This window comes from Candidatus Latescibacter sp. IFSED24 (genome assembly GCF_058273205.1).
In genome coordinates this window covers 1,387,540-1,399,917 of record NZ_CM177850.1, presented here as the reverse complement: position 1 = coordinate 1,399,917, position 12,378 = coordinate 1,387,540, and the positions used below count along the sequence as shown (strand labels likewise).

General features: G+C 66.7%; 5 protein-coding genes. 1 reads left to right on the top strand and 4 read right to left on the bottom strand.

Features of this window, described 5'->3' with window-relative positions:
• The first annotated feature begins 254 nt into the window (after positions 1-254).
• On the top strand, positions 255-1,670 hold the full coding sequence (locus IFSED24_RS05735; RefSeq protein WP_491334258.1) for a FlgD immunoglobulin-like domain containing protein: 1,416 nt from the start codon (positions 255-257) through the stop codon (positions 1,668-1,670).
• Between the two features lie 104 nt (positions 1,671-1,774).
• On the opposite strand, the gene IFSED24_RS05730 is transcribed toward IFSED24_RS05735, so the two are convergent.
• The 4 genes from IFSED24_RS05730 to IFSED24_RS05715 form a co-directional block, all read right to left on the bottom strand.
• A complete protein-coding gene (locus IFSED24_RS05730; protein WP_491334257.1) occupies positions 1,775-2,881 on the bottom strand; it encodes a hypothetical protein in 1,107 nt (368 codons plus the stop codon).
• Positions 2,882-3,040: 159 nt separating this feature from the next.
• A complete protein-coding gene (locus IFSED24_RS05725) occupies positions 3,041-6,796 on the bottom strand; it encodes a S8 family serine peptidase (RefSeq protein ID WP_491335032.1) in 3,756 nt (1,251 codons plus the stop codon).
• Between the two features lie 44 nt (positions 6,797-6,840).
• Entirely contained in the window at positions 6,841-7,941 is a 1,101-nt protein-coding gene (locus IFSED24_RS05720) for a helix-turn-helix domain-containing protein (protein ID WP_491334256.1), read from the bottom strand.
• 165 nt (positions 7,942-8,106) lie between these two features.
• Positions 8,107-12,288 carry a hybrid sensor histidine kinase/response regulator transcription factor gene (locus tag IFSED24_RS05715; protein WP_491334255.1) on the bottom strand — a complete coding sequence of 1,394 codons (4,182 nt, stop codon included), beginning with the start codon at positions 12,286-12,288 and terminating at the stop codon, positions 8,107-8,109.
• Positions 12,289-12,378 lie beyond the last annotated feature (90 nt).

Sequence of the window (12,378 nt, the reverse complement as noted above, 5' to 3'; positions counted from 1 at the left end):
GACTCTGGCGAGGTCCCCGCACGCTGCGTGCGGACGCTTCCCAATATCAGTGTCCAATTGTGCAACCACCATTGATCCGTGGAAGTTGCGGATTCCTGATGTGGTCGATTTCGCCTCTCTTCTAACATCGTTCCTGGAACGTCACGCGAACGGGACGTTTGCCCGAGGAGCATGATGGAGGCCGCCGTCGCCGGGACTCGGCAGAAGGAACCGCACGGCGCGGAGGGCTATCCATCGCAAACAGGGAGCTGACCATGAGACGATTGATCTTGAGTCTGGCCCTGCTCGCCATGGCGAGCGCGGTGCCAGCAGCCATCGTGACCGTGGAGCCCGTGGAATACCCGGTCGAGGCCTTCTGGGCCGCCATGGACGCCAGTTACGATGGTTCGCGAATCGTCGCCAATTTCGGTGGCGACATCTGGTTGTGGGAGGCCGGCGCCTGGACTAACATCGGCTTCGGCCATCCGCTCAGCGCTGGCGTCGGCATCTCGGCCGACGGCACGGCCATCATCAGCGCGCAGGACGATACCGACACCGGTCTGCGCAACCCCGCCATCTGGTACGAAGCGGATGGCTGGGCCCCGACGCTGCTGGGTGGGATCCCCGGCTACGACAGCTGCGACAACAGCGTCGGCAGCGGCTATGCCCTCAACCACGACGGCTCCATCGCCGTGGGCCTGGGCTGGAACGCCTGCCAGGGCGTGGCCTTCATGTGGACCGCCGAGAGCGGCATGGTGGACATCGGCGGCGTAAGGGCTTCCATGATCTCCGATGACGGCACCGTCGTCACCGGCTTCGACCACCATCCCGACTGGGGCGGCCGCCGGGCGGTGATGTGGAACAACGATCCCCTGAGCACGCCCCCGGGTAGCGTCGACGGACCACACCTGCTGGCCAATCCAAACGACGCGCCGGGCGAGGGCTATGACATCACCTCCGACGGCAGCCTCATCGCCGGCGAGTACTACGAGGACGGGTCGGGCTGGAACTACAGCCGCGCCATGATCTGGACCGCGGAGACCGGCGTCATCTCGCTGGGCACCCTGGGCGACAACGAGTGGCATCGCAGCATCGCCAACTTCTGTTCCGACGACGGCAAGGTCTGCGGCGTCAGCGGCGATCCTCCGCCGTGGGGCCAGTGGGACGTGTTCCTCTGGGACGCCGAGAACGGCATGCAGCAGCTCAAGCAGCTTTGCCTGGAATCCGGCGCAGCCCTGCCCGAGGGATTCGAGGCGAACTACCTGGTGGGCACCCTCGCCCTCTCCGGCGACGGCTCCACGCTCCTGGTCCAATGGCAGGACGACATGTGGAACCAGGGCGCCTACAAGATCACCTTCGAGGGCTCGGTTGCCGTCGAACCGATCGACGACCAGCCCGCGGACGTCCTGCCCCAGGCCGTGACCCTGCAGCAGAACTTCCCCAACCCCTTCAATCCCATGACCAGCATCTCCTTCACTGTGCCTCGCAACGAGCACGTGAAGCTGGCCATCTACGACGTGAAGGGCCGCCACGTGCGGACCGTGCACGACGGCGCGGTCGCGGCCGGCGAGCACACCGTGGTCTGGAATGGGACCGACAGCGCGGGGAACGGCGTGCCTTCCGGCACCTACGTCTACCGGCTGATCACCGATAACCGGACCTATCATCGGACGATGTCTCTGCTGAAATAGGTTGTGCCCACGAGAATGTGTTCCGGGCCTGGGTCAACGCCCAGGCCCTCTCTGTTATTCCGTGCAGAATGTTTCCAGCCCTAAGGCGGATCCGAGTCCAACTTTTACACCGCATACGCCAAGTCATGCCGTCTATTGACTTTCAACGCCCGCGTCTCGACTTCCTGCCAGTAGTAGTGCCGCCATCGCTCCGGCAACCGCACCAGACCCACGAATAACCGCCTGCCCAACACCTCCCCCACCGTCAACCGTCGACGACACACACCCAGCAGCTGCGCCGGCGTCTGCCCACAACCCCGCACACGCTTCGTCTTCACGTAGTTCTTCACCACCAGGAAGATCGACAGCTTGTAAGCCGCACTGTTCCGACGCTTCGTGTAAGCGATCGTCTCCCGCTTGTGCTCTGCCTCACCATGGCGGATCAACAGGTCAAGCAGGTTAATTTCGAACAGCGTGTTGATCCGGTTTCGAACCTCCTTCGAATTGGTCACCACATGTCGGATACGACAGCTTAGGGCCCGCAACGCCCTGGGATACGCCTTATGCTCATCGCTGTGGATGGTCATCTCGCTCGCCCCCTCGGTCAGGTACTCCAGCAGCTCCTGCATGTCCTTGCGCACGGCCTGCGGGTCGGGCCTGCCGCGGACCCGTTCTAGGACGGTTCGTCGTACCTTCTGCTTCGGGGTCATCGTGCCCGACCGGCGCACCTCGCTGTCGGTGAAGTAGGGGAAGAAGGCAGTCTTCCTGTCGACTGCGACATGGAAGTGGAACGGGTGAAATTGGCTGTGCTCGAAGGAGACGAAGCCGTCGACGGCCAGGTCCTTGAAGACCGGTCTGTTCTGCATCATTTGTGCGTGGAAGAGCAGGGCATGGCGTCCGAGACGGTAGACCTGGCGGTCGATGGTCGAGGGCGCGACGCCAAGGTCGAAAGCGATCTGGCTGTTGCAGGAGCCGCCAGTGACCTTGGTGGGCAGCTGCTCGAGAATGTCGGGCCGCTTGAGCCAGTAGGTGGTGCTGAAGGTCTGTGAACTGAAGGTGACGCCACAGGCGAGGCAGCGAAACCTGCGGATACGGTGCGGGTGGAGCTTGCGTCGGTAGTAGCCGAAGCGTTTCCAGCGCCAGCCTTCGTTCAACGGGTTGTGGTAGAAGCAGTTGCGGGAGGGACAGTGGGGTGGGGCCCACGCGGGATTATGCAGATCATGATTTTCCATGAAGAGGAAACTGCAATACGGGGGCCGGAAACAATCTTCGAGGAATAAGATAGTGTCCGTCCGAGGGGAGTGTCGTGGGAGTTTTGCGGTATATATCGGCCCCGAGCGAAGCTCGGGGCCTTAATAGAAGACGATCAATGGTTGACTAGCCGGTCCACATCAGCGAACCAGGGTCATCTTGTGCACTTGCGTCTCATCGCCAGTCGCTAGACGGCAGAAGTAGGTCCCACTAGCCAGATTACGACCGCCGTCACCACGCCCGTCCCAACTCACCTGGTGCCAGCCGGCGACGTATCCGTCGTCCACCAGGCGGCGCACCAGGCGTCCGCGCAGGTCGTGCACGTCCATGCGCACGTGTCCCGTGCGGGGCAGCTCGAAGGCGATCACGGTCTGCGGGTTGAACGGGTTGGGGAAATTGCCGACCAGGCGCGTGGCCAGCGGCAGGTCTCCGGATTCGACGGCCGTCACCGGCTGGGCCACCAGCAGGTTCAGGCCCCACGCGTTGAGCGTGCCCCAGACCGCGTAATTGGTATCGGCCACGAAGAGCGTCCAGTCACCCTGGATGTCTTCGCCGTGGAAATCCTCCAGCAGGCCCGGTCCGTCCACCGAGAGGGTCGCGGGCCAGTTTCCCACGATGTCGTCGGCGCTCGAACCAGTGTGGTCGTGAAGGGTCACGGTCGTGCCCTGGGGGCTGGTGAGGGTGACGATCAAGTTGCCGATGTAGTTGTGGCTGATATCGATATCCACGGAGAGGCCCAGCAGGTCGCCCGCCTCGGACACGCTGATCACGCTGGTTACGCCCTCGGGATCGTAGTCGGGGATCGGCAAGTCGGCCTGTTCGGTGTAGTGGACCTCGGACACGGGGAAGAGCACGAAATCCTGGCCGCCCAGGTACTGGTCGTCCATCAATTCGACCGTCTGGCTCGCGGGGGCATAGCCGTCCTTGGTCGCGGTGACCAGGAAGGTGCCGCCGTAGAGTCCGGCCAACTCGTAGCGGCCGTCCGGTGCCACGAGGGTGGACCCGTAGCGGCACGAGACCACCGCGCCCGCGGGGTCGGTGCCGTCGGCGAGGGAGACCGTGCCCGCGATGGTGGCGCCGCCCGGAGGTTCGGGCGCCAGCAGGTAGGACATGGCGTTGGCCATGAGGTCACGCCCCACCGCGTCGTCGAGGAAGCTGACGTCCAGGGAGATGTATACCGTCTGGCCGGCCTCGACGGCCGAGTTGTCGTCCCAGGTGACCACGCAGCCGGTGGCGGCATTGTAGACGGTGCGGTACGGGATCCGCGTGCCGGCGGCGCCGAGCACCACGTCCGCCAGGTTGTTGTAATAGGGACCGGGGGAGTTCACGTGGAGTTCGTTGCCCAGCCGGTGGGGTCGGTTCAGCAGCGGATGCCAGGTCAGGTCCTGATTCGCCAGGTAGTCGTAGACCCAGTCGCCATAGAAGGCGTCGATGTGCAGGATCTCGGCCGCGAAATCGGGGAAGCCGGGATACTCCATGGCGGCGTAGGCAACCTCGCCGCCCTCCACCAGGATGCGCCCACCGTCGTGGACCCAGGACAGCAGCGTGCTGCGCAGGTTGCCGCTGCCGGCTGCCGCGCCGTTGCTGCCGCATGACAGCACCACGGCGTCGCGGCCGAGGAGAGCCTGGTCGGTCACTCCGGCATAGCCGATCTGGTCCACCTGATAGCCTGAACTGATGAGCCAACCGGCGATGAGCTCGGCGCTCGCGGTGATCTCGAGCGCGATGTCGGCGCCGCTCTCGGGACCGTCGAGCGCGGCGCTCGGCTCGCCGCCCGGACCGTTGTCGATCACCAGCACCGATCCGAGGTGCGTTTGCACGGACACCGGGTACGGGTCGCTCACGGTAGTGTTGGCGGCCCCGGACGCGTCGACCGCGGTGAGCCGGTAGACCAGCTCGTCACCCACCTGGACGCTCGCCAGCGGGAAGACCAGCTGGTAGTGGTCCTCCGCCGGCGTCATGACGAAGGGACCCATCTCTGCGCCGCCGTTGTGCTGGTAGGTCAGCTCGAGGCGGTCGATGCCGATGTTGTCGCTGGCCGTGGCGCGTACCGTGGGCGGCCAGATGCCGGGCGTCTGGGTCATGAGCCCGACGTGTTCCAGGGTGGGCGCGAGGGTGTCGGTGATCACCGTGAAGGAATGGAGGCTCGAGGGGGCGGCGAGGGGATGGGTGAGCACGATGCCGTCGTTGTCGCCGGCCTCGAAGTAGTACTCCAGCTGGGTGCCGACGGGTTGGCCGGGGATCGGGGCCGTGTAGTCGTCGTCGCCGGCAGGGGTCAGCGCCACGGTCTGCCAGGGGCCGCCGTCTGCGCGCCAGTGAAGCGCCAGGGTCGGCGCGTCCAGCCCCGCGCGGCTGGTGATGGTGGCCGTGGCCACATAGGGGCCGGTGGTGTCCTCGGTGTCGCCAGGGGAGGTGTGGGCGATGGCGGGGCCGTAGTAGTGGAGCGCGGCCAGGGCGTCGACCACGCCCCAGCCGAAGTCGTCGTCCTGCCGTGGGCTGTTGTCGGCGGTCTCGCGCAGGGCCTCGCGGATCTGGAGGGGGCTGAGGTCTGGCAGCCGTTCGAGCAGGAGCGCAGCCACCCCGGCCAGCAGCGGTGTGGAGTAGCTGGTGCCGCTGGCACCCATGTAGCTGTAGTCGTTCCAGTCGGCGATGGTGTGGGCGCTCACGCCGTTGGCGGTGAGGTCCGGCTTGGTGCGGCCGTCGTAGGTGGGGCCGGGGGAGCTGAAGTCGGCCAGGTTGCCGGCCACGTCCACGGCGCCGACGGTGATCACGCTGTCGCCGTCGGCCGGAGCGATGATGTGGGGGAATTCGGCGTCGCCCCGCTGGTTGCCGGCGCAGTTGAACACCACGACGCCGTGGCTCACGGCGATGTCGGCCGCGATGGTGCAGTACGCGGTGTTGCCGTCGAGGTCGGAGAAATCGTACCAGTAGTAGTAGCCCAGGCTGCTGGTGACGACGTCTGCGCCCAGGGATTCCAGCCATTCGATACCGGCCACCCAGTTGTCCTCCTCGGCGGGGGTCTCGTCGGCAAGGTCCTCGGTCTTGGCCAGGATCACCGCGGCACCGTAGGCCGAGCCCACGATCTCACCGTCCATGAAGGCGGTCATGACCGAGAGGGTCTTGGTCCCGTGGTCGGCCTGCCAGGGGATCTCGTCCTGCTCGGGATCGTAGGCCACGTCGGGGTCGCCGTGGACGAAATCCCAGGTCGCGAGGATCTCGAGGTGGGCCATGGCCTCGTGGGTGGTGTGGAAGCCCGAGTCGAGCATGCCGATGACGACGCCGGCGCCGCTGAGGCCCAGTGCGTGCACCGGCGGCAGATTGATCTGCTCGGCGGCGGGCAGGCTGCCACCGTAATTGAATACACCGCGGCCCTCGGCGGCGGCCCTGGCCGCCCGGCGCTCGTCCGCCGTGACCTCGTGACGATCGTCCGGCGTGGGAGGCCGACGATCACCGACGGCCACCAATTCCACCTCGGCCACGAAGGGCAGGGCGGCGATTGCGGCGATCTGGGCATCGGTCGCGTCGAAGCTGGCGGCGTTCAGCCAGCGGGATTGTTGCCTCAACGCGGCGCCGGTGGCCGCCACATCTTCCACGTAGCGCCGGGCGGGGGCGAGGTCGCGAGCGCTCACCAGGGGTTCGTTCGCGCCCTTCGTTCGCGTGCGGCGCAGGAGAACCCGTGGCTTGAGCATGGCCGCGGCGTCGACCAGGGCGGCGTCGAGAGCGGCCTCGTCGAGGCCGCGATCGGTGAAGCGAACCCAGACGGCGTGCGTCCCGTCGGCCTTGCGCAGCGGTCCGTCAGGATCGGCCAGGGCTCGCTCGAGGCGAGGGCTCACGTCCGCGAGAGCCGCCGCAGCGGTCATGATCGTGAGCAGACATACAGTCAAGATGGATCGCATCACGTTCGTACTCTCCAGGTTGGAAGGAACTTGACCTTGGCTCGCTAGAGCAGGTTCCAGGAGCGAAGCGAGGTGGCGACCCAGCCGGCCAGGTCCTGGATCGGGTCCGCCGTCGACGGTCGATGGATCAGGTCACCGCGCTGGTGCCGCGCGCGCTGTCGGGTTTCCGAGGGGAGCTCGCCGAAGAGCGTCCGGTAGTCGGCCGCGAAGCTGCCCATGTGCCAGAAACCCCAGCGGTTTGCCACGTCCACGACCTTCAGGTCGCCACCGCCGAAGCGGTGGAGATCGTCGCGGACGCAGTTGAGCCGATACACCGTGAGGTAACGCTTGGGGTTGATCCCGTAGTGTTCAAGGAAGGCGTACTGGAGTGTACGCTCGCTGACCTGGCCCGCGTCGCATAGATCCTGGACGGTGAGATCCTCGGCATCGTTCTCGAGGATCAGCTTGCGGGCCGCGATGAGAGCCTGGTCGCGCCGTCGCAGGGGGCGCGGCTCCACGAGGTCGGCCTGCACGAGGCCGGGCATGAGATCGTCGAGGATCTCGTCGGCGGACACGTGGCACAGCACTCGTCGGGTACTGCGAGGGAGGGTCGCGTGCAGGCGGTGTAGGCCGGCGCGGATCCGTCTGATCTCGGGGACGGTGAACAAGCACGCGTCACGGCCAGCGATCGCGCGGCCCAGGGCCAGGAACTCTCGTGAATCGAGCCGGGCCTCCAGCGTGTCCTCGGCCACCGAGACGGCGAAGATGTCGAGCCCCGGCGGCGTGACCGCGAAGACCGTGGTGTCCGTGGGCAGCAGCAGGACCTGACCGTCGTCCACCCTCTGGCCGAACCAGGTGAGACGCTGTCCGGGATCGGCGGGGATGATGAGGGTACGCATGCCCTGAGGCCCGCGTCCGAGGTGTTCGAGGGCCTGGTTGGCGCGCCAGCGACTCAGGTGCAGGTCCGGCAGGACCAGCTGCATGAGCTTGCCGCGGAAGGCGCCCCTGCTCAGCTGGCAGAGCGCCAGGTCCCAGTCGCGACACGAACCGGAGAACGCGGCAGTGTACGAGTAGTTGCGGCTCAACAGGCCGTGGCCGGCCGAGGCTCGGTCGGGGCGGCTGTCGGCGGGGGCGGAGGGTCCCCAGATGCTGGCGTTCAGGCTCATCGATTTCATCCGGCGGTCCGACCGGCGACGGGGCCGCGACATGCGGCCGGTCTCGACGAGCTGGAAGATACCCGCCTGGCAGACATCCGCGCTAACAGCGGTGTCGCAATATTGAGGCTCCATGTTGCATCACGTGCAACGTGTTATAGCGTAATGTTTTATGTCTCAAGAATCGCCGTTTAAATCGTCCGGAAAGGAGGAAGGAGGGACCCCGAACTGTTCGCGGAAGCAGCGGGCGAAATGGCTGGGATTCTTGAATCCCACGGCGTAGGAGACCTCGGTGACATTGCCGAAACGGCCTCGGAGCAGCTCGGCGCCCCGCATCAGGCGATGGGACCGGATGAATTCGCGCGGGCTGAGGTCCGTGAGAGCCTTCAGCTTGCGGTGCAGCTGGGCCCGGCTCAGACCGACCTGATGGGCGTAGTCCTCCACCGTCATGTCCTCGTCGTCCAGGTGCTCGTCGATGATCTCGCGGCATCGCTTCAGGAAGCGGTCGTCCATGGAGACCACCGGCAAGGCCTCGAGCTGGACCGTCTGGACCTGAGCTGCGAATCGTTCCTGCAATTGGCGCCGCAGCGCGATGAGATTGGCCATGCGGGTCAGCAACTCGCGGGCGTCGAAGGGCTTGACCAGGTAGTCGTCGGCGCCCTGTTCGAGCCCGGCGAGGCGGCTCTCGGTTCCGGCCTTCGCAGTCAGCAGGATCACCGGCACGTGGCTGGTGCGCCAGTTGGTCTTGAGGTGACGGCAGAGATCGAAGCCGTCGCGGCCGGGCATCATCACGTCCGACACCACCAGATCGGGTATCTCGGCCAGGGCCATCTCCAGCCCCTCGTCGCCGTCGGCGGCGGTGAGCACATCGTACGCCGGCGTCAGTTCCCGCGACAGGTAGGCGCACATGTCGGCATCGTCCTCCACCACGAGGACCCGGGGCGTCGCGGGTGCAGCCGCGTCCTCGTCCTCGTCGGCCGCATCATGCGGGTCCGACGCGCCGTGATCCGAGGCGGAGTCCGCGACCGGTGCCGCGGCCGCGCCTGCCCCCGGCGGAGCCGTGGTGAACAACGACAGTTCCACCGAGAAACAGGTGCCTGCGGCGGGCTCGCTCGACAGCCGGACCGAACCTCCCAGCAGGCTGACCAGCTCCTTGACCAGCGCCAGCCCGATGCCCACGCCGCCGGCCTCGCTGCCTCCCGACAGCTGGTGGAACCGGTCGAAGACCAGATCCTGTTCGTCGGGAGGGATGTAGGACCCCGTGTTGGCCACGGAGAGTGTCAACGCCCGGGCCGGGCCCTCGGCCGATGACCGGCCTGATCCGGGCGTGTGGGGGATGGATCGGGGCGCCACCGTTCCCGCGACCGCGGCCCGGACCTCGATCCGGCCCTGCCGAGGCGTGTGCTTGACCGCATTGGAGACCAGGTTGGAGATGATCTTATCGAGCACGTCGGCATCGAACCAGAGCATGGCCGGGGTGGCCGGCAGGTTCACCTGCAGGTCGATGCCCCGCTCGCGGGCCACGGATTCGAATCCGACCAGCAGACCCGCGAGGAAGCCCGTCACGTCGTGGCAGCGCCAGGTCAGGGGCAGGCGGCCGGCCTCGAGACGAGAGAGGTCCAGGAGCTGGTCGATGAGCTGGCCGAGGCGGTCGGCGTTGCGGCTCATCATGGCGAAGAGGTCGGCGTCACCGGTGTCGGGATTCTGGCGCAGCTGCTTCAGGGGGGTGCGCAGCAGGGTCAGGGGGGTACGGAACTCGTGGGACACGTTGGCGAAGAACCGGGTGCGCAGCCGGTCGAGTTCCTGCAGCTGATGGGCCTCGGCGCGCTCCACTTCCAGGGCGGTGCGCATGCGCTCGCGTTGGATGATCTGGCGGTAGACCAGGGCCACGAAGGTCAGGGCCGCCAGCACGTACACCGTCACGGCCCAGGTGGAGAACCACCACGGCTGACGGATCCGGATGGCCAGGGTGGTCTCGGCGTCGTTCCAGACCCCGTCGGCGTTGCTACCCCGGACGCGGAAGGTGTAGCGGCCGGGGGCGAGGTTGGTGTAGAAGGCGCGTGGCTGGCGACCGGGATCACGCCAGTCATCGTCGGCGCCGTCGAGACGGTAGCGGTAGCGATTGCGCTCGGGGTGGGCGTAGTGGAGGGCGGCGAAACCCAGGGTGAGATCGTTCTGGTGATGGGGGAGCCGGACCTCGTCCGCATACTCGACCGCGACGGCGAGCACCGATTCCGGACTCGGACGCAGCTGGCGATCGGCGACCCGCAGCTCGGTAATGACCACCGGTGGCACGAATTCGGACCTGTGGAAGCCATCCGGATCGAACGAGACCAGGCCGCGCGGACCTCCGAAATACAGGGTGCCGTCATTGCCCCGGGCATGTCCGAAATGGACCTCGTTGGTCGGCAGGCCGTCGCTGCGGTCGTAGGTGCGGATGTCGCGGGTCCGGGGATCGACGCAGACGAACCCGTTTGCCGTTGACAACCACAACCGGCCGGTCCCATCGGCGAGGACGGAACCGACCATCTCGTTGGGCAGACCCTCCCGGCTGCCAATCGCCTCGACCACCTGGCCCGAACGGTCGAGCTTCAGCAGGCCGGCGAAGGTGCCCACCCAGAGGTTGCCCTGCAGGTCCTCGGCGGCGGCCAGGGGGGAGACGAGGCCACGGTCGGCGTCGAAGCAAGGGACCAGGCCTTCCGCCGCCGGGTCGTAATAGGCGATGCCGCGCGCGTCGAAGAGAACCCACATCCGGCCCTGACGGTCGCGGTAGAAGCTGTGCACGTTCCGTCCCATCGGGACTGCCGGGTCGGATCCGACCGTGGTGAGGGTCCGCATGCTACTGGTCGCGGGCTCGTAGACCCGGATTCCGCTGGCGAAGCCGCCGACCCAGATGCGCCCCTGCAGATCGATGGCCAGACCATTGACCGTGCTGTGATGCAGGGGTGCGCCGGGGGTGGACAGCCCCGGCACGCGTTCGGGAATCATCCGGCCGCTCGCCAGCACCCACAGGCCCCGGTCCGTGCCGATCCAGATGTCGCCATGGCGGTCTTCACAAAAGGCGTAGACGGTCGTGGGCTGCAGGGGATCGTCGGGGGAGAAACGGTGGTGGCGGAACACGTCCTCCCCGGGCAGCCGGCTGTTGAGCCCGCCCTGATTGACGCCCATCGTCCGTTCTCCGGTTCCCACCCAGAGCACGCCATGCGAGTCCTCGAACACCGCCTGCACCGCATCGTAATCCAGCGACCCGGGATCGTCGCCGTCGTGATCCTGGATCCTGAAGACGTTGGCCGCGGGGTTCAGCTTGTTCAGGCCCGCATGCCAGGTGCCGGCCCAGACGATGCCCGAAGCGTCGCAGAGAACGCTCAGCACGGGTCCCCGCAGGATCGACCCGGTCAGGTCGGGGTCGTGGTCGTAATGCTCGAACGCCCCGGTCTCCGGATCGAAGCCGAACATGCCCATGGCGGAGCCCAGCCAGAGTCGACCATCCTGGTCATGGGCGACCTTCACCAGGTAGTTGGCGATGGCGTCGGGGGCGTCGGGGCCCGGTACGAAGCGTGTAAAGCCCTGAGTCGTCGGATTGAAGCGGGCGAGACCGTGGCGGGTGGTGAGCCAGATCCGGCCCCGGTCGTCCTCGTGTACCTGGGTGACGATGTCCGAGGGCAGGCTGGCGGGATCCCCGGGTTGGTGGCGGAAATGCCGCCAGCGCTCCGATCCCGGCACACGGTAGGCTGCCCCCCAGCCCTCGCTGGTGACCCAGAGCCGCCCGGCAGTATCGACCATCACCGAGGTCTGGGCCGTGTCGGGTGGCGCCGTCTCCACCGGCGCCCCGGAATCTCGTCGTAGGTGTTGCACGAGACCGTTTTCCGGATCGACGCTCGCCAGGGATCCCTCTCCCGTCGCCACCCAGATGGTGCCGTCTGGAGCCTGGCAGATGCTTTCCACCTGGAAGCCGCCCAGCTGCCGTTCCGGGGGACAGTCCGGTCCCCAGTGGTCGAAGGTTCCCCGATCAGGACGCAGGCGCCAGAGGCCTGTGGAGAAGGTGCCGATCCAGAGCGCTCCCTCACGGTCTTCCATCAGCGCGATGGTACCCAGGTTCTGGGGACGGCCAGATACCTCGTCGAGGGGGGCGAAGGGCGTCATGACCCGTCCATCGAAGCGAACCAGGCCGTTCTGCGTGCCGAGCCAGAGGAAGCCAAGGCGATCCTGGACCATGGCGCGGACAGAGCTGTCCGGCAGGCCGTCGTCCACGGTCAGGTGCTCGAATCTTGGTCCGACCGGCAGAGGTCGAACTCCGGCTGCGGTGCCGGCAGCCAACAGAAGGATCAAGGCGACGGCCTGGAGGCCTTTCAGGAGCACGGCACGATCCTCTCGGCCATGAGCTGGGTGATGCATACACGGTTGCCACAGTGGGCGCCGGCTGGAGTATACCCGCTTCGAGTACGGTCT